Consider the following 17,286-nt stretch of genomic DNA (forward strand, 5'->3'; position numbering starts at 1 on the left):
CATCCGACTCCATGGAACGAGTCACCGAGGACGGCCGTCGCCCCGCCTCCGCCCCCGCGCCCTCCCCCGGCGGGGACCGCACGACGGGAAACGATCGGCCGCCCGCGCCGCGCTGGGCGTATGACGCCCACACCTGGAAGGAAATCGCGCATCTGCTGATCAATCTGCCCATGGCACTGATCGGTTTTGTTTACGCGACGTTCACAGTCTTTGTGGGCGCGGGCCTGTCGGTCACGGTCATCGCCCTGCCCACGCTGGCGTTCGGGCTGGTCGGGGCACGGCTGCTCGGCAAGGCGGAGCGGGCCCGGGCACGGGTGCTGCTGGGGGTGCGGATCGACGAGCCGAGCCCTCCGCACCGCGGCGGCCGGGGCGCGGACGGGTTCGTCGGATGGCTGCTCGCGACCCTCAAGGACCCGGTCGGCTGGCGGACGGTGCTGTACTGCGTGATCCGGCTGCCGTGGGGCGTGGTCTCCTTCGCCGTGGTGACGGCGGGGTTCTTTCTCCTCTGGCCCGCCCTGGCGTTCGTCGTCCGCGGTCTGGCCAACGCGGACCGGGCCATGGTCAGGGGTCTGCTCTCGCCGTCGGACGAGCTGGAGCGGCGGATCGCCGAGCTGGAGTCGGATCGGGGGGTGGTCGTCGACACCGCCGCCGCCGACCTCCGCCGCATCGAACGCGACCTCCACGACGGAGCACAGGCCCGCCTCGTCGCCCTCGCCATGGGACTCGGACTCGCCAAAGAAAAACTCCACGAAGACCCCGACACCGCCGCCGCCATGGTCGACGAAGCCCACGGCGAAGTGAAACTCGCCCTCCAGGAACTCCGCGACCTCGCCCGAGGCATCCACCCCGCCGTCCTCACCGACCGAGGACTCGACGCCGCCCTCTCCGCCCTCGCCGCCCGCTGCACCGCCCCCGTCCACGTCTCCGTCGACCTCACCCAACGACCCGCCGAAGCCATCGAAGGCATCGCCTACTTCACCGTCTCCGAACTCCTCCAGAACATCAGCAAACACGCCCACGCCACCCACGCCACCGTCGACGTCTGGCACACCGACAACCGCCTCCTCCTCCAAGTCACCGACAACGGACACGGCGGAGCCACCCTCCACCACGGCACCGGACTCACCGGCCTCGCCGAACGCCTCGACGCCGTCGACGGACTGCTGTCCCTGGATTCGCCCCCGGGGGGACCGACCACCGTCACCGCCGAGCTGCCGTGGCGGGACCGGGCCGCCGGGCGCGGCGCCGCCCCGCAGCGCTGAGCACCCCCGGGTCCCCAACCCCACCCCGGGGCCCAGGGTGGGGAAAACCCCCGGTCCGGGACGCCGACCCGCCGCATGGTGCGGCCCGCGCCCCCCGGAGCACCCTTGATCCCATGACAGCCCGTAGCGACGAACGGACCACCCCGATGGCCATGGACCTGGACCACCCGCTGGACCGGCCCGCCCGCCAGGGGCGCCCCGCCCACCGGGTACCGACGGCGCTGCGGGCCCCGTTCGAGATCCGCACCTGGCGGGAATTCACCCACCTCATGCTCAACCTGCCCATCAGCCTGCTGCTCTTCGTCTTCGCGCTGGTGACCCTCTCGCTCAGCGCGGGACTGCTGATCACCTTCCTGGGCATTCCGGTCCTGGCGTCGAGCCTCGCCGCCTTCCGGGGCTTCGGGGCGCTGGAGCGCCTCCGCGCCCGGGCGTTCCTCCGGCTCGACACAGAGGCCCCCGAGCCGCTGCGCCCGCGTGCCCCCGGGCTGATGTCCTGGGTCGGCGCCGTCCTCAAGAGCGGTACGTCCTGGCGGCATCTGCTTTACGGTCTGCTGCACTTCCCCTGGGCGCTCGTCGCCTTCGTCGTGAGCCTCGTGTGCTGGTCGACCGCCTGGCTGCTGTTCCTCTACCCGCTGTGGCACTGGGCCCTGCCGGCCTACGCGGACAACCCCGGCATCCAGCTCTACGGCGACAGCGACGGCGACGCCTTCTACCTCGACACCCCGTTCGAGATCGCGGGCACCTCGGTGCTGGGTCTGCTGCTCGTCCTGGTCACCGCCGGGCTGATCCGCGGCTTCGCGCATATGGACCGGGTGATGGTCGGCGGGCTGCTCGGGCCCTCGCGGCTGGCCACCCGGGTGGTCGAGCTGGAGTCGGATCGGGGGGTGGTCGTCGACACCGCCGCCGCCGACCTCCGCCGCATCGAACGCGACCTCCACGACGGAGCACAGGCCCGCCTCGTCGCCCTCGCCATGGGACTCGGACTCGCCAAAGAAAAACTCCACGAAGACCCCGACACCGCCGCCGCCATGGTCGACGAAGCCCACGGCGAAGTGAAACTCGCCCTCCAGGAACTCCGCGACCTCGCCCGAGGCATCCACCCCGCCGTCCTCACCGACCGAGGACTCGACGCCGCCCTCTCCGCCCTCGCCGCCCGCTGCACCGCCCCCGTCCACGTCTCCGTCGACCTCACCCAACGACCCGCCGAAGCCATCGAAGGCATCGCCTACTTCACCGTCTCCGAACTCCTCCAGAACATCAGCAAACACGCCCACGCCACCCACGCCACCGTCGACGTCTGGCACACCGACAACCGCCTCCTCCTCCAAGTCACCGACAACGGACACGGCGGAGCCACCCTCCACCACGGCACCGGACTCACCGGCCTCGCCGAACGCCTCGACGCCGTCGACGGACTCCTCGTCGTCGACTCACCCCCCGGCGGACCCACCACGGTCACCGCCGAACTCCCCTGGCGGGAGTGAGCCCCGTCCCCCGGGCCGCCCGGGGGAGGGTCCGGGACTTCCCCGGCCCTCCCCCGGGTCTCGCCGTGCTCTCCGTTCCCGGCAGCCGCCCCGTCCCGGCGCCGGATACTGGGATGCTGGTACGGACAGCCGGACCAGGAACAGCGCGGAACGGCACGGGAACAGCACGGAACGACATGGGGGCGTCAGGCAGTGGTGGAAGACAGAGTGCGGGTCGTCATCGCCGAGGATTCGGTGCTGCTCCGCGAGGGGCTGACCCGGCTGCTCACCGATCGCGGGCACGAGGTCGTCGCGGGGGTGGGCGACGGCGAGGCGCTGGTGAGGACGGTCGGTGAGCTGGCGGACGGGAACGCGCTGCCGGATGTGGTGGTCGCCGATGTGCGGATGCCGCCCACCCACACCGACGAGGGCGTCCGGGCCGCGGTGCGGCTGCGCAAGGACCACCCCGAGCTGGGCGTCCTGGTGTTCTCCCAGTATGTGGAGGAGCGGTACGCCACCGAGCTGCTGGCGGGCAGCAGCCGCGGGGTCGGCTATCTGCTCAAGGACCGGGTGGCCGAGGTGCGCGAGTTCGTCGACGCCGTGGTCCGGGTGGCCCGGGGCGGCACCGCCCTGGACCCCGAGGTGGTCGCCCAGCTCCTGGGCCGGAGCCGCAAACAGGACGTCCTCGCTCATCTCACCCCCCGGGAGCGTGAGGTCCTCGGCCTGATGGCCGAAGGCCGGACGAACTCCGCGATCGCCCGCACCCTCGTGGTCAGCGACGGTGCCGTGGAGAAGCACGTCAGCAATATCTTTCTGAAGCTCGGGCTCTCCCCCAGTGACGGGGATCACCGACGGGTGCTGGCCGTGTTGACATACCTCAACTCCTAGGGCCACTGACACGCTGTCAGCAGGCGGGCCGACGGACGGTCCTAGTTCCAAAGGATGAGCCGGAAGCCGCTCCCCGGAGCAGGCCGGGTAGCGGACAAACTATGACAATTCAGGTCATCGAGGCGTCTCACGGGAGCGTCCACCATATGAGAGCCCCAGGGAAGGGCACCCTTACCGACGTAGGGTGGCTCTTCAGGGCGACCAGTGGGACGGTCGGCGCCCGAGCAGCCGCCTCAAGGGAGGTCCAGTTCAGTGACCAGCCAGGTCAGTAGCCCCGCCGAGCATGCCGATGAGGCTGACGAGGCCAATGAGGCACTCGTCGGCGGCCAGCGCCAGCCCGACGCCACTGGTGAAGCCGGTGTGGGGGAGGTTCGCCGGTTGGATCGGGTGGTGATCCGGTTCGCTGGTGATTCGGGTGATGGTATGCAGCTCACGGGTGACCGGTTCACCTCGGAGACGGCGTCGTTCGGGAATGATCTGTCGACGCTGCCGAATTTTCCGGCGGAGATCCGGGCGCCTGCCGGGACGCTGCCGGGGGTGTCGTCGTTCCAGCTGCATTTCGCGGATCATGACATTCTCACGCCGGGGGACGCGCCGGATGTGCTGGTGGCGATGAACCCGGCGGCGTTGCGGGCGAATCTCGCGGATGTGCCCCGGGGCGGGGAGATCATCGTGAACACGGACGAGTTCGCGAAGCGGGCGATGGCGAAGGTCGGCTGGGATGTGTCGCCGCTGGAGGACGGGACCCTGGAGGGGTACCGGGTCCATCCGGTGCCGCTGACGACGCTGACGCTGGAGGCGCTGAAGGAGTTCGGTCTGACCCGGAAGGAGGCCGAGCGCAGCAAGAATATGTTTGCGCTGGGTCTGCTGTCGTGGATGTATCACCGTCCGACGGAGGGGACGGAGTCGTTTTTGCGGCGGAAGTTCGCGAAGCGGCCGGTGATCGCGGAGGCGAATGTCGCGGCGTTCCGTGCGGGGTGGAATTTCGGGGAGACGACGGAGGATTTCGCGGTCTCCTATGAGGTGGCTCCGGCGGTGTCGGCGTTCCCGGCGGGTACGTACCGCAATATTTCGGGGAATCTGGCGTTGTCGCTGGGGCTGGTGGCTGCGGGGGAGCGGGCGGGTCTGCCGTTGTATCTGGGGTCGTATCCGATCACTCCGGCCTCGGACATTCTGCATGAGCTGTCGAAGCACAAGAATTTCGGTGTGCGGACGTTCCAGGCGGAGGACGAGATCGCGGGGATCGGGGCGGCGCTGGGTGCGGCGTTCGGGGGGTCTTTGGCGGTGACGACGACGTCGGGGCCGGGTGTGGCGCTGAAGTCGGAGACGATCGGTCTCGCGGTGTCGCTGGAGCTGCCTTTGGTGGTCGTGGACATCCAGCGCGGGGGCCCCTCCACAGGGCTGCCGACCAAGACGGAGCAGGCGGATCTGCTCCAGGCGATGTTCGGCCGCAACGGTGAGGCGCCGGTGCCGGTGATCGCGCCGCGCACGCCGGGGGACTGTTTCGACGCGGCGCTGGAGGCGGCGCGGATCGCCCTCACCTACCGCACCCCCGTCTTCCTCCTCTCCGACGGGTACCTCGCCAACGGGTCGGAGCCCTGGCGGGTCCCGGAGACGGGTGAGCTGCCCGATCTGCGGACCCCGTTCGCGACCGGCCCGAACCACACGCTGGCGGACGGCAGCGAGGTGTTCTGGCCCTACAAGCGCGACCCCGAGACGCTGGCGCGGCCGTGGGCGGTGCCGGGGACACCCGGGCTGGAACACCGCATCGGCGGGATCGAGAAACAGGACGGCACGGGCAACATCTCCTACGACCCCGCCAACCACGAACACATGGTCCGCACCCGCCAGGCCAAGACCGACAGCATCCAGGTGCCCGACCTGACCGTCGACGACCCCGGCGGGACCGCGCGGGTCCTGGTCCTGGGCTGGGGCTCCACCTACGGCCCCATCACCGCCGCCGTCCGCCGCCTGCGCAAGGACGGCCGCGCCATCGCCCAGGCCCACCTGCGCCACCTCAACCCCTTCCCCGCCAACCTCGGCACCGTCCTGGCCTCCTACGACAAGGTCATCGTGCCCGAGATGAACCTCGGCCAGCTCAGCCTCCTCCTGCGCGCCCGCTACCTCACCCCCGTCCACGCCCACACCCAGATCAACGGCATGCCCTTCAAAGCAGCCCAGCTCGCCGACGCCCTGAAGGAGGCCACCGATGCCTGACCCCACCACCACACCCACCACCGGTGCCACAGCAGGCACCACGGCCGCCGCGACGGCAGGCACGGCGGCCACCGCCGGTGCCGGTGCGGGCACCACGGCGGAGGGTGCGACTCCGGCGGACGGTGCGGTTCCGGCGGCTGCCGGAACCGGCGCGGCTTCGGCCGGTGCCGGCGCGGGCAGCACCGGTACGGCTTCGGCCGGTGTTCCGCGGGCGGGTGTTCCGCAGGCGGAGGGCAGACCGGTACTGAGCATCGCCGACGCCCTGTCCCTGGTCCCCCGCGCCACCGGCCGCCAGACCATGAAGGACTTCAAGTCCGACCAGGAAGTCCGCTGGTGCCCCGGCTGCGGCGACTACGCCGTCCTCGCCGCCGTCCAGAGCTTCATGCCCGAACTCGGCATCCCCCGCGAGAACACCGTCTTCATCTCCGGCATCGGCTGCTCCTCCCGCTTCCCGTACTACATGAACACCTACGGGATGCACTCCATCCACGGCCGCGCCCCCGCCATCGCCACCGGCCTGTCCACCTCCCGCCAGGACCTGTCCGTCTGGGTCGTCACCGGCGACGGCGACGCCCTGTCCATCGGCGGCAACCACCTCATCCACGCCCTGCGCCGCAACGTCAACCTCAAGATCCTCCTCTTCAACAACCGGATCTACGGACTGACCAAGGGCCAGTACTCCCCCACCAGCGAGACCGGGAAAATCACCAAGTCCACCCCCATGGGCTCCCTCGACGCCCCCTTCAACCCCGTCTCCCTCGCCATCGGCGCCGAAGCCAGCTTCGTGGCCCGCACCATCGACTCCGACCGCAAACACCTCACCGACGTCCTGCGCGCCGCCGCCGCCCACCCCGGCACCGCCCTCGTCGAGATCTACCAGAACTGCAACATCTTCAACGACGGCGCCTTCGACACCCTCAAAGACAAAGAACAGGCCCAAGAAGCCGTCATCCGCCTGGAACACGGACAGCCCATCCGCTTCGGCACCGACAACACCAAAGGCGTCATCCGCGACCCCCACACCGGAGACCTCCAGGCCGTCACCGTCACACCCGACAACGAACACCACATCCTCACCCACAACACCCACACCCCCTCCCCCACCACCGCCTTCGCCCTCTCCCGCCTCGCCAACCCCGACACCCTCCACCACACACCCATCGGTGTCTTCCGCGACATCCAGCGCCCCGTCTACGACACCCTGCTCAACGAACAGCTCGACACCGCCGTCGAGCAGTCGGGCCAGGGCGATCTGTCGAAGCTGCTCGCCGGGAACGACACCTGGACCGTGGTCGGCTGATCTCCCCGCCGCGGCTCACCGTCGCGGACCCGTGGTCACGGCCTCACAGCCGTAGGGACGGCGATACTCATGGCCCCCGGTGACCCCGCCCCCTCGCGCTCATGGCGCCGGGAGGGCCGGGCCGCCGGGGGCCGCTGCCGTACCGGCCCGGAGGCGGACCCGGAGGCGGACCGTGAGACGCGCCCGGCCCTGGCCGCCCGGCCCGGAGCCCCGCCCGGCAGGTCGGCGAGGTGCCAGTACCGTCATGCGATACGGGCATGACTTCCGAGGGTCCGGGCGCGTACCGTCAAGAGGGTTTGACGCGCGGAAGCGAGACCGCGAAGCAGCGGACAGCCGGAGACGGACACCAGAAGGCGGCGGGAGCCGGGAAGCGGAAGGCAGGCGGTCCAGTGAAGCGGGACGGCGAAGAGAGAGCGGGACTGCTCTACGGAATCGGGGCCTATGGCATGTGGGGGCTCGTCCCCCTCTTCTGGCCGCTGCTGGAGCCCGCGGGCGCGATGGAGATCCTCGCCCAGCGGATGGTCTGGTCGCTCGTCCTCGTCGTGGTCGCCCTGCTCGCCCTGCGCCGCTGGCAGTGGGTGCGGGAGTTGCTGTCCAACCCCCGCCGACTGGGGCTGATCACGGCCGCCGCAGCGGTCATCAGCGTCAACTGGGGCCTGTACATCTGGGCCGTCAACAACGAACGGGTGATCGAAGCCTCCCTCGGCTACTTCATCAACCCCCTGGTGACCATCGCCATGGGGGTGCTCCTGCTGAACGAGCGGCTGCGCCCGGTGCAGTGGGCCGCCGTCGCCACCGCCGCGCTCGCCGTCCTCGTCCTGGCCGTCGGCTATGGCCGCCCGCCGTGGATCTCGCTCGTACTGGCCTTCTCCTTCGCCACCTACGGCCTGGTGAAGAAGAAGGTCAATCTCGGCGGGCTGGAGTCCCTGGCGGCGGAGACCGCCGTGCTGTTCCTGCCCGCGCTGGGCTTTCTGCTCTGGCTGGGGTCCCAGGGGGAGGCGACCTTCGCCACCGAAGGGGTGGGGCACGCCACGCTGCTCGCGCTCACCGGCGTGGTGACGGCCGTCCCGCTGATCTGCTTCGGCGCGGCGGCGATACGGGTGCCGCTCTCCACGCTGGGGCTGCTCCAGTATCTGGCGCCGGTCTTCCAGTTCCTGCTGGGCGTGCTGTATTTCAAGGAGGCCATGCCGCCGGAGCGCTGGGCCGGTTTCACCCTGGTCTGGCTGGCGCTGGCCATGCTGACCTGGGACGCGCTGCGGACCGCCCGGCGGAACAAGGCGGCGGCGCTGCGGCTCGCCGAGCAGGCCGGGCACTCCGCACGGACCGCCGCGCAGGCCCCCGCCGTCCCGGAGCCCGCGCTCCCCGGGCCCGCTCCCGTCCCCGTTCCCCTTCCCGCCCCGGCTCCGGCTCCCGCTCCGGACGCCGACCGCAGGTCCTGAGCCCGTACACACCCGGTCACCGGAACCGGAGCGGAGGGCCCGTTCCGGCCCGGCCGGACCCCCGGCCCGGTCGGCCTCCCCGGCCCCGGCCCGGCACCCGAAATACCACTCCATCGGCCTATCCCCGGCCCTGGGCACAGGCCCCACCCACCGCGCCGGTGTTACGACCGAAGTCCAGGCCCCGGAGAGCGGGACCCGCACAGCGGACGGAGTGTGTGCGTCATGTCCCAGTCCCCCCTCGCCCTCTCAGTGGACTTCGGCCAGGGCCTCACCGAGGCGTGGTCCGCCGTGGCCCGTTTCGTCCCCAAGCTCATCGCCTTCCTCGTGATCCTGGTGATCGGCTGGTTCATCGCGAAGCTCATCGCCCGGGTCGTGGACAAGGTCCTGCGCAAGATAGGCACCGAACGGCTCGCCGAGCGCAGCGGGGTCGCCGCCACCCTGAGCGGCTCGAAGTACGACGCCACCGGCATCATCACCAAGATCATCTACTACGGTCTGCTGCTGATCGTGCTGCAACTGGCCTTCGGCGCCTTCGGGCCCAACCCCATCAGCCGCATGATCGAGGCCGTCGTCGCCTGGCTGCCCAGGGCCATCATCGCGCTGGTGATCGTCGTGGTCGCCATGGCCATCGCCCGCGCGGTGCGCGACATCGTCATGGGGGCACTGGGCGGACAGTCGTACGGCAAGGTGCTGGCCACCGTGGCCTGGGCGTTCATCGTCGCACTCGGTGTGATCGCGGCCCTCGGCCAGGCGGGGATCGCGACCGCCATCACCGGACCGCTGCTCACCGCCGTGCTCGCCACCGTCGCCGGAATCCTGATCGTCGGCGTCGGCGGCGGTCTGATCAACCCGATGCGGGAACGGTGGGACCGCTGGCTGAGCCGGGCCGAGCAGGAGTCGACGCGGGCACGGGACAGCATCAGCGCCTACCAGCGGGGACGGGCCGACGCCCAGGCGGGCCGGCCCGCGCCGGACACCCGGGCGCCCGGCGGACGCGAGAGCGGCCGGGGCCCGGAGGGACGCGAGAACATCGACCCGATGTGAGCCCCCGTACCCCGCCAGGAAACGGCCCCCGGACGCGACTGCCGTCCGGGGGCCGTTCCTCCGCCGACGGCGGTCAGGAGAGCAGGTCGTACTCCCGCACCAGCCAGCAGACCGCCGTCAGCCGCAGGGTCGCGAAGTCGTACCCCACCGGCTCCGTCCACTCCGTCTCCGTGAGCCAGTCCGTGAAGCCGAGCACATAGTCGGCCAGATCGTCCCGGCGTACGGGGGTGAAGTCGGTACGGGCGGACAGCGGGGCGGTCGGCGGTACCGCTGCATGGGCCTCACCAGCTCCACAGGCTTCATGGGTTTCACCGGCTTCCGGTGACCGGCGGGGGCCCGGGAGCAGGGCGTCGCGGACCGCCGCCGCGTGCTGGTCGACAGCGGCGACGAGCCCCGGCTCGAAGGCGAACTCCGAGAGCCGGGGCAGATATGTCGCGACCACACCCACCAGCGGGCAGCCGGGGGCCGCTCCGTTCGGTCCGTTCGGTCCAGCGGCGGGCGGAATGTCCATTGCCCTACGGTAAGGGCCGCCGCGCCGCCCTCCGGCGTGAGCTTGGTCGCACCCGCCGCTCCCGGAAGCGGTAGGCCCTACCGCCGCCCCGGGGCTCCGCGCCGCGCGCCCGGCACGGCGACCGCCACCCCCACCAGCGCCATCACCACCGGCACCACCAGCGCCGCCCGGAAGCCGTCCGCACCCGGGCCGACCAGCCCGTACACCGCCGTCACGGAGGCCACCCCCACCGCCGCGCCGAACTGGGTCGCGGTCTGGAGCAGCCCACCGGCCAGCCCCTGTTCCCCGGCGTCGACACCGTCCGTCGCCGCGATCGTCAGCGGCCCGTAGGCCAGCCCGAAGGCCAGCCCCAGGGAGAGCAGGGTCGGCAGCATCATCAGATAGGTCCAGTCACTGCCGACCGGCAGGAACAGCGCGTACCCCAGGGCCGCGAGGGCGAAGCCGGAGAGAATCACCCGGCCATAGCCGAAACGGTTCACCAGGATCGGGGTGACGGTCGGCGCGAGGACGACGTCGATCCCCATCACCAGCAGCGCGAGCGAGGTCTCCAGCGAGCCCCAGCCCCGCAGCTCCTGGAGGTAGAGCGTGGTCATGAACTGGAAGCCCATGAAGGACCCCAGGAGCAGCAGCGCCCCCAGGTCCGCCCGGACCAGCGGGGCCCGGCGCAGAATGCCCAGCCGTACCAGCGGGGCCGGGGTCCGCCGTTCGACCAGGACGAAGAGTCCCGCCAGCAGCAGCCCGGCGCCGACGGCCGCCAGGGTGAACGTCCAGCCGTCCAGACCGTGTTCCAGACGCACGATCCCATAGGTGAGCAGCAGCATGGCGCCCGCCGCCGTGGCCGCGCCCGGGAGGTCGAAGCCTCCCTTCCGTATCGGCGGCCGCTCGGCGGGGATCAGCCGGACGGCGGCCACCAGGATGGCGGCGGCGAGCAGCACGGGGGCGAAGAAGACCCAGCGCCAGCCGATCTGGGTGAGCAGCCCGCCGATGACCAAGCCGAGCGAGAAGCCTCCGGCGGACGTCCCGGCGTAGACCAGCAGCGCCTTGTTGCGCTGCGGCCCCTCCGGGTACGAGGTGGTGATCACCGAGAGGGCGGCGGGGGTCATGAAGGCCGAGGCCACACCGGTCACAAAGCGGGAGACGACCAGCATCCAGCCCTCGGTGGCCAGCCCGCCGAACGCGGAGAACACCAGGAAGACCACGAGCCAGCCCAGGAACATCCGGCGGCGGCCGAGGAGGTCGGCGGCCCGGCCGCCGAGCAGGGTGAAGCCCGCGTAACCGAGGACGTATCCGCTGACCACCCAGGCCGCCGTGCCGGTGGAGAGACCGAGGTCGGCGCGGATCGTGGGGATGGCCACGGCGAGCATCGCGACATCGATGCCCTCCAGGAAGATCGCGCCGCAGAGGACGAGCAGCAGGGCCCAGGACCGGCCCGACAGGGCGGCGGACCCGCCGGGCCGCTCCTCCACCGGGGCCGGGGCTCTCTCTGTGGACATGGGCGGGTGGGGCGGCAGATCGGACGTGAGCATCGTCGGCTCCAGGGCTCCAGGGGTGTGAGGAGGGAACGACGGGTGACGTCAGTTACTTCCCATGGGGCCGGTTCCCTCTTGTAACTGTCCTGATCCTGCGCCAGCATGACGTTCCATGGAAGAAGGCACTTCGAAGTCACCGAGGCACCTCGCGTTCACCGGCTTCGGCGACTGCGGCGACCCGGACCCCTTCCAGTGGGACACCCGGGAGGGCTGCGAGGTCCGCCAGATCCTCGACCGGGTGGCGGACAAGTGGTCGCTGCTCGTCATCGCGCTGCTCGACAGCCGGGTCCTGCGCTTCACCGAACTGCGCCGGGAGATCGACGGCATCAGCCAGCGGATGCTGACCGTGACCCTGCGGCAGTTGGAGCGGGACGGTCTGGTGACCCGTACGGTCCATCCGGTCGTGCCGCCCCGGGTGGAGTACGCGCTCACCGCGCTCGGCTGCACCCTGCACACCACGATCCGCTCGCTCGTCACCTGGACCGAGGAGCACCAGCAGGAGATCGCGGCGGCGCGCGCCGCGTACGACATCCGCGCGGAACGGGAAGCGCAGCAGGCACAGGAGGAGCGGGAGAGGCAGGAGGTGCAGGAGACGGTGCGGGCTCAGGAGACGCCTGGGACGGTGCACGGCGGTGCGGCAGCCGCCGCCCGCTAGCCCGCCCCCCTCGGGCCCCTTCGGTCCGCCGGGCACTTCCCGCGGACCCGGTCCGGCCCCGGTCACGGCGCCCGGCCAGGACCCGGCCCCTCGGCCCCGCTCAGGAATCCGCCGGGCGGGCCCGGTGTGCCCGCACCTTGTGCCGGTTGCCGCACCGCTCCATCGCGCACCAGCGGCGGCGGCCCGGCCGTGAGGTGTCCACGAAGAGCAGCAGACAGTTGTCGGCGCCGCACTCGCGCACCCGCCCGGCCCAGGGGCCGGTGAACAGTTCCACCGCGTCCCGCGCCACCGCCGACAGCACCTGGGACCCGCTCGCCCCGGGGACCCATCCGCGCTCCCCCTCGGGGGTGAGGCAGGGCACGGGCGGGGGCAGGGCCGCCGCCTCGTTCACCACGGCCATATCGGCGGCGGGCAGTTTCCGGCCATGGACACGGGCCGAGGTGATCCGGTGCAGGGCGTCGCGCAGCCGTCGGGCGTCCGCCACCTCCGGTTCCGTCACCACCGGGGCGAGCCCGTCGGGAAGGCGGCTCTCCCCCGCCCAGCGCACCAGGTCGGCGGAGGTGTACAGGGATTCCCAGCGGGCCAGCGGGCCCGGCCCCCCGGTCAGCAGCAGCTCAAGACAGAGCGCCCCGGGGTCGAAGCGGAAAGAGCGCCCGTCGGACGGGGTCAGGATCAATCCCCTTGCGGCTTCCGTCATGTAACCAATATAACCAGTTACATGGCCCTGCACTGGAAGCTCACCATCGACGCCGAGGACCCGCTCGCCCAGACCGAGTTCTGGTCCGCCGTCCTCGGATACGAGATCGAGGACCACAGCGACCTCATCCGGCGCCTCACCGAACAGGGGCTGCTGACGGAGGGGCTGACCACGCGGGCGTACGGACGTGAGGTCTGGCGCGAACTCGCCGCAGTCCGGCATCCGGACGACCCGGTGGACGAGAACGGCATCTGCCACGGCCGACGGCTGCTCTTCCAGCGCGTCCCGGAGGCCAAGACGGTCAAGAACCGGCTCCATCTCGATCTCCATGTGGGGCCGGAGCGCCGCGAGGCGGAAGTGGCCCGGCTGGAGAAGCTGGGGGCGAAGGTGCTGCACCGGCACAACCAGCCCATGGGGACATGGACGATCATGGCGGACCCCGAGGGGAACGAATTCTGCGTGGAGTGACCACGGGTCGGGGCGGGCCCCGCCCCGAGGGTGCCACCGATCGTGCCCCTGCACGGAACGGATCGTTCCGTGCAGGGGCACGACCGCTCCGGACCCGGGCCGCACCCGGGGCATCCACCGCCCCGTCCCGCCCCACCGGCTCCGGAGGGCGGACCAGCCGTCCTCTATACGGACGTAACTGACCGGTTTCCGCCCTTGACGGTAGGCCGAACTCTCGCTGAACTCTGTGGACGCACCACGCACTCAGCACACCCCACCCCCACCCGCTGAGGGCGCCGTCCGTCCCGTGGAATGTCATGGGCATGACCCACCCTCGTCCTGCCCGACGCCACCGGTACCTCCAGTACCACTGATACCTCTGATCTCACCGGCACCATCCACCGGTTCACCGCACCACCCACGCTCCAACGCCCTGGACACCGCCGTTCCGTGGCGTCGCGCCCTTCCGTCCTGTCCCCACACACGGAATCCGGAGCCCATCGATGAAGATCTCCCTCCCGCGCCGTACGGCCACGGCGGCCGTCATAGCCCTGGCCGGGCTGCTGGCCACCACCGCGCCCGCCGCCTCGGCCGTCCCCGGCGCCCCCACCGCCCCCGGAACCAGCGCACGGGCGCTCGCCGCCCCTGACATACCGGTCACCAACGTCAAGGCGCATCTGACCCAGCTCCAGTCGATAGCCACCGCCAACGGCGGCAACCGCGCCCATGGCCGCCCCGGCTACAAGGCGTCCGTCGACCATCTGAAGGCCAAGCTGGACGCGGCCGGATTCATCACCACCGTCCAGCAGTTCAGCTACCTCGGCACCACCGGCTACAACCTGATCGCCGACTGGCCCGGCGGCGACCCCAACCGGGTGCTGATGGCCGGGGCCCACCTCGACTCCGTCACCGCCGGTGCCGGGATCAACGACAACGGCTCGGGCTCCGCCGGAATCCTGGAGACCGCCCTCGCCGTCGCCCGCGAAGGGTTCAAGCCCGCGAAGCATCTGCGGTTCGCCTGGTGGGGCGCGGAGGAGCTGGGGCTCATCGGCTCCCGGGACTATGTGAACAGCCTGCCGTCCACCGAGCGGTCCAAGATCTCCGGCTATCTCAACTTCGACATGATCGGGGCCACGAACGGCGGTTACTTCGTCTACGACGACGACCCGGCGATCGAGAGTGCCCTCAAGGGCTACCTCACCGGGATCGGTGTCGCCACCGAGCCCGACACCGAGGGCGACGGCCGCTCCGACCACGCCTCCTTCAAGAACGTGGGCATCCCCGTCGGCGGTCTCTTCACCGGCGCGGGCCGGCTCAAGACGGCGGCACAGGTCCAGAAGTGGGGCGGCACCGCGGGCCGGGCCTTCGACCCCTGCTACCACCGGGCGTGCGACACCCTCGCGAACATCGGCGACACCACGCTGGACCGTTCGAGCGACGCCATCGCCCACGCGATCTGGACGCTCAGCAACTGACCGTGCCGCCGGTGGGACACGCTCAGCGGACGACCGCGCCCCACCGGCCACCACTGCGGCCGACCGGACGACCACCGGCCGCGCAGGGACCATCTCCACCGGAACCATCTCCACCGCCACCCCCCACAGACTGCATGCGTGTGTGCCCACCGCACACGCATGCAGTCATGTCCGGACCCAGCCGCACCCAAGGCGCCCAGCCCGGCCCAGCGGCTCAGGCGGTGATGTCCCGGCTGGTGAACCGCGCCCACGCCGCCGACCCGAACACCGCCGTCCAGAGCAGTTGGAGCCCGAGGTTCCGCGCTATCCCGTCCCAGAGGACCGGGTCTCTCAGCAGATCCGAGAACGACAGCCAGTAGTGCGGGAAGAGATACGGGTGGACGGCGTCCAACTGCGGTATCGCGTCCAGGATCTGGGCCGTGATCAACAGGCCCACCGTCGCCGCCATCGCCGTCACCCCGCTGCTCGTGAGGGTGGAGACGAACAGGCCGAGCGCGGCGAGCCCGGAGAGCGACGCCGCCACGACCGCCGCGACCAGCACCGCCCTGAGCAGCCCCGCGCCGAAGCCGATCGTGGTCCCGGAGATGGTGGTGACCCCCCCGAGCGGGAAGAGCAGCGCGCCCACCGCGAGCGCCGAAGCGGCCACCACCACCGTCGCCACCAGGCAGAAGACCAGCGTGGTGAGGTACTTGGCGAGCAGCAGCCGGGCCCGGCCCGCCGGGGCGACCAGCAGATAGCGCAGGGTCCCCGCGCTTGCCTCGCCCGCGATGGCGTCGCCCGCGACGACCCCGACCGCCATCGGCAGAAAGACCGGCAGAGTGGCGGCGAGCGAGGCGAAGACCAGGAACAGCCCGTTGTTGGTGACCTGGGAGACGAACGCGGGCCCGCCGCCCTCGCCGCGCCCGTCCCCGTCCTCCCCGTGGCCGCCGACCGAGCCGCCGTCCCCGGTCTCGATCCGGACCGCGAGGCCGATCAGGACGGGGACGGCGGCCAGCACCGCGAGCAGCGCGAGCGTCCGCCGGCGGCGCAGGGTGACCAGCAGCTCGGAGCGGAAGAGCCCGAGCGTCCACAGCGCCCCGGGGGCGCCACCCGGACGACCCGGCTCCGCGCCCGGCGCTGAGCCCGCCTCCGGCCGGTCCGCCACCGGACCCGTCTCGGGACCCGTCTCCCGGTCCGCCGCCGGACCTCCCACCGGACCTCCCGCCGGGTCAACCGCCGTGGTGTCATCCCGCGACATCGAAACCCTCCCCCGTGAGCGCGACGAACGCGTCCTCCAGCGACGCCCGCTCGACACCGAAGCCCCGCACCCGTACCCCCTCCTCGACCAACGCCGCGTTGAGGTCGGAGAGTTCCGTCCCCTCCCCCGGTGGCTCCGCGGTGACCCGGCCACCGCCCTCGCCACGGCTGCCGTCCTCGACGGTCACCCCCGCCACCCCCAGGGAGACGAGCAGCCGGGCCGCCCGCGCGGTGTCGGGGGTGAGGACGCTCAGCCGCCCCCGCGCCCGGGCCGCCAGCTCGGCCACCGGGCCCTGGGTGAGCAGCCGTCCCTGGGCCATCACGGCCACATGGGTGCACAGTTGCTCGATCTCGTCCAGGAGATGGGACGAGAGAAAGACCGTGGTCCCGTCGGCGGCCAGCTCACGGACGAGGGCGCGGATCTCCCGCATGCCCTGGGGGTCGAGACCGTTGGTGGGCTCGTCCAGGACGAGCAGCCCGCGCGGCTGGAGCAGGGCGGCGGCCAGGCCGAGCCGCTGTTTCATGCCCAGTGAGTACGCCTTGGCCTTCTTGCCCGCCGCTCCGGTGAGCCCGACCCGGTCGAGCGCGGCGGCTACCCTGCGGGACCTGGTCGCGGGGTCGGCGGTGGGGTCGGCGGCGTCGTACCGCAGCAGATTGTCCCGTCCGCTGAGGAAGCCGTACAGGGCCGGTCCCTCGATCAGCGCGCCCACCCGGGGCAGAACGGTGCGGGCCGACTGCGGCATCGGCTCACCGAGGACGGTGGCGGTGCCCGAGGTCGGCTCGATGAGGCCCATCAGCATGCGGATGGTGGTCGTCTTGCCGGAGCCGTTCGGTCCCAGATAGCCGTACACACTGCCCGCCGGGACAGTCAGGTCGAGGCCGTCGACGGCGAGTTGCCCGCCCCGGTAGCGCTTGGTGAGCCCCCGGGTCTCGATCACCGCTGTCATCCGCCGTCCCCCGTCCGCCGTACCCGATCAGCCGTCCGCCCCACCGTACGAGCGTACGAGCCGTCTCCCCCTTCCCGCGGCCCGGGGCTTCCACGCACCCGGACGCGCACAGACGCCCGCCCCGCCGTACAGAGCACGGCGGGGCGGGCGGGGACGGTCGGTGACGGCCCGTGCGG

General features: G+C 71.5%; 14 protein-coding genes and 1 pseudogene. 10 read left to right on the forward strand and 5 right to left on the reverse strand.

Annotated features, from left to right (window positions below; translation table 11 throughout):
• The first annotated feature begins 11 nt into the window (after nucleotides 1-11).
• From CRV15_RS10510 to CRV15_RS10540, 7 genes are all read left to right on the forward strand, one after another.
• Nucleotides 12-1,262, forward strand: a complete 1,251-nt coding sequence (locus CRV15_RS10510) for a sensor histidine kinase (RefSeq protein WP_003956231.1) — start codon at nucleotides 12-14, stop codon at nucleotides 1,260-1,262.
• Nucleotides 1,263-1,375: 113 nt separating this feature from the next.
• Nucleotides 1,376-2,746, forward strand: coding sequence for a sensor histidine kinase (locus CRV15_RS10515; RefSeq protein ID WP_003956230.1), 1,371 nt, complete (start codon nucleotides 1,376-1,378; stop codon nucleotides 2,744-2,746).
• A 207-nt stretch (nucleotides 2,747-2,953) separates the two neighbouring features.
• Nucleotides 2,954-3,613 (forward strand): response regulator transcription factor, encoded by a 660-nt coding sequence (locus CRV15_RS10520; protein WP_003956229.1) that lies wholly within the window; start codon nucleotides 2,954-2,956, stop codon nucleotides 3,611-3,613.
• Nucleotides 3,614-3,865: 252 nt separating this feature from the next.
• Nucleotides 3,866-5,830 carry a 2-oxoacid:acceptor oxidoreductase subunit alpha gene (locus tag CRV15_RS10525; RefSeq protein WP_029183008.1) on the forward strand — a complete coding sequence of 655 codons (1,965 nt, stop codon included), beginning with the start codon at nucleotides 3,866-3,868 and terminating at the stop codon, nucleotides 5,828-5,830.
• Between the two features lie 298 nt (nucleotides 5,831-6,128).
• Complete coding sequence (locus tag CRV15_RS10530; protein ID WP_003961484.1) at nucleotides 6,129-7,130, forward strand: 2-oxoacid:ferredoxin oxidoreductase subunit beta; 1,002 nt, start codon at nucleotides 6,129-6,131, stop codon at nucleotides 7,128-7,130.
• A gap of 446 nt (nucleotides 7,131-7,576) precedes the next feature.
• Nucleotides 7,577-8,569, forward strand: coding sequence for an EamA family transporter RarD (rarD, locus tag CRV15_RS10535; RefSeq protein ID WP_372461439.1), 993 nt, complete (start codon nucleotides 7,577-7,579; stop codon nucleotides 8,567-8,569).
• 222 nt (nucleotides 8,570-8,791) lie between these two features.
• Nucleotides 8,792-9,613 (forward strand): mechanosensitive ion channel family protein, encoded by an 822-nt coding sequence (locus tag CRV15_RS10540; protein WP_003961482.1) that lies wholly within the window; start codon nucleotides 8,792-8,794, stop codon nucleotides 9,611-9,613.
• Between the two features lie 73 nt (nucleotides 9,614-9,686).
• Here CRV15_RS10540 and CRV15_RS10545 read toward each other — a convergent pair whose 3' ends face one another.
• Both CRV15_RS10545 and CRV15_RS10550 read right to left on the reverse strand, forming a co-directional pair.
• On the reverse strand, nucleotides 9,687-10,124 hold the full coding sequence (locus tag CRV15_RS10545) for a DUF6401 family natural product biosynthesis protein (RefSeq protein ID WP_003956224.1): 438 nt from the start codon (nucleotides 10,122-10,124) through the stop codon (nucleotides 9,687-9,689).
• Between the two features lie 77 nt (nucleotides 10,125-10,201).
• Nucleotides 10,202-11,617, reverse strand: a complete 1,416-nt coding sequence (locus CRV15_RS10550; protein WP_230864160.1) for an MFS transporter — start codon at nucleotides 11,615-11,617, stop codon at nucleotides 10,202-10,204.
• Between the two features lie 148 nt (nucleotides 11,618-11,765).
• Between CRV15_RS10550 and CRV15_RS10555 the strand changes: the two genes are divergently transcribed.
• Nucleotides 11,766-12,308, forward strand: coding sequence for a winged helix-turn-helix transcriptional regulator (locus CRV15_RS10555; RefSeq protein ID WP_003956222.1), 543 nt, complete (start codon nucleotides 11,766-11,768; stop codon nucleotides 12,306-12,308).
• Between the two features lie 100 nt (nucleotides 12,309-12,408).
• On the opposite strand, the gene CRV15_RS10560 is transcribed toward CRV15_RS10555, so the two are convergent.
• On the reverse strand, nucleotides 12,409-13,005 hold the full coding sequence (locus CRV15_RS10560) for a CGNR zinc finger domain-containing protein (protein ID WP_003956220.1): 597 nt from the start codon (nucleotides 13,003-13,005) through the stop codon (nucleotides 12,409-12,411).
• 21 nt (nucleotides 13,006-13,026) lie between these two features.
• Between CRV15_RS10560 and CRV15_RS10565 the strand changes: the two genes are divergently transcribed.
• Both CRV15_RS10565 and CRV15_RS10570 read left to right on the forward strand, forming a co-directional pair.
• Entirely contained in the window at nucleotides 13,027-13,473 is a 447-nt protein-coding gene (locus CRV15_RS10565) for a VOC family protein (RefSeq protein ID WP_003956219.1), read from the forward strand.
• 482 nt (nucleotides 13,474-13,955) lie between these two features.
• Nucleotides 13,956-14,921, forward strand: a pseudogene (locus tag CRV15_RS10570) (M28 family metallopeptidase); the annotation flags it as partial.
• A 220-nt stretch (nucleotides 14,922-15,141) separates the two neighbouring features.
• Here CRV15_RS10570 and CRV15_RS10575 read toward each other — a convergent pair.
• Nucleotides 15,142-16,164: an ABC transporter permease gene (locus CRV15_RS10575; RefSeq protein ID WP_009997278.1), complete on the reverse strand. Its 1,023-nt coding sequence runs from the start codon at nucleotides 16,162-16,164 to the stop codon at nucleotides 15,142-15,144.
• Entirely contained in the window at nucleotides 16,151-17,110 is a 960-nt protein-coding gene (locus CRV15_RS10580; RefSeq protein ID WP_003961480.1) for an ABC transporter ATP-binding protein, read from the reverse strand. Before CRV15_RS10580 ends, CRV15_RS10575 begins: the two co-directional genes overlap by 14 nt.
• Nucleotides 17,111-17,286 lie beyond the last annotated feature (176 nt).

It is taken from the genome of Streptomyces clavuligerus (assembly GCF_005519465.1).
Classification (GTDB): domain Bacteria; phylum Actinomycetota; class Actinomycetes; order Streptomycetales; family Streptomycetaceae; genus Streptomyces; species Streptomyces clavuligerus.

What these genes read in the sequence shown, in the direction of transcription:
- CRV15_RS10510 (WP_003956231.1), top strand. Translation starts at nt 12, where the DNA reads ATGGAACGAGTCACCGAGGACGGCCGTCGCCCCGCCTCCGCCCCCGCG.
- CRV15_RS10515 (WP_003956230.1), top strand. Translation starts at nt 1,376, where the DNA reads ATGACAGCCCGTAGCGACGAACGGACCACCCCGATGGCCATGGACCTG.
- CRV15_RS10530 (WP_003961484.1), top strand. Translation starts at nt 6,129, where the DNA reads ATGAAGGACTTCAAGTCCGACCAGGAAGTCCGCTGGTGCCCCGGCTGC.
- rarD (WP_372461439.1), top strand. Translation starts at nt 7,577, where the DNA reads ATGTGGGGGCTCGTCCCCCTCTTCTGGCCGCTGCTGGAGCCCGCGGGC.
- CRV15_RS10540 (WP_003961482.1), top strand. Translation starts at nt 8,792, where the DNA reads ATGTCCCAGTCCCCCCTCGCCCTCTCAGTGGACTTCGGCCAGGGCCTC.
- CRV15_RS10545 (WP_003956224.1), bottom strand. Translation starts at nt 10,124, where the DNA reads ATGGACATTCCGCCCGCCGCTGGACCGAACGGACCGAACGGAGCGGCC.
- CRV15_RS10550 (WP_230864160.1), bottom strand. Translation starts at nt 11,617, where the DNA reads ATGTCCACAGAGAGAGCCCCGGCCCCGGTGGAGGAGCGGCCCGGCGGG.
- CRV15_RS10555 (WP_003956222.1), top strand. Translation starts at nt 11,766, where the DNA reads ATGGAAGAAGGCACTTCGAAGTCACCGAGGCACCTCGCGTTCACCGGC.
- CRV15_RS10560 (WP_003956220.1), bottom strand. Translation starts at nt 13,005, where the DNA reads ATGACGGAAGCCGCAAGGGGATTGATCCTGACCCCGTCCGACGGGCGC.
- CRV15_RS10565 (WP_003956219.1), top strand. Translation starts at nt 13,027, where the DNA reads ATGGCCCTGCACTGGAAGCTCACCATCGACGCCGAGGACCCGCTCGCC.
- CRV15_RS10575 (WP_009997278.1), bottom strand. Translation starts at nt 16,164, where the DNA reads ATGTCGCGGGATGACACCACGGCGGTTGACCCGGCGGGAGGTCCGGTG.
- CRV15_RS10580 (WP_003961480.1), bottom strand. Translation starts at nt 17,110, where the DNA reads ATGACAGCGGTGATCGAGACCCGGGGGCTCACCAAGCGCTACCGGGGC.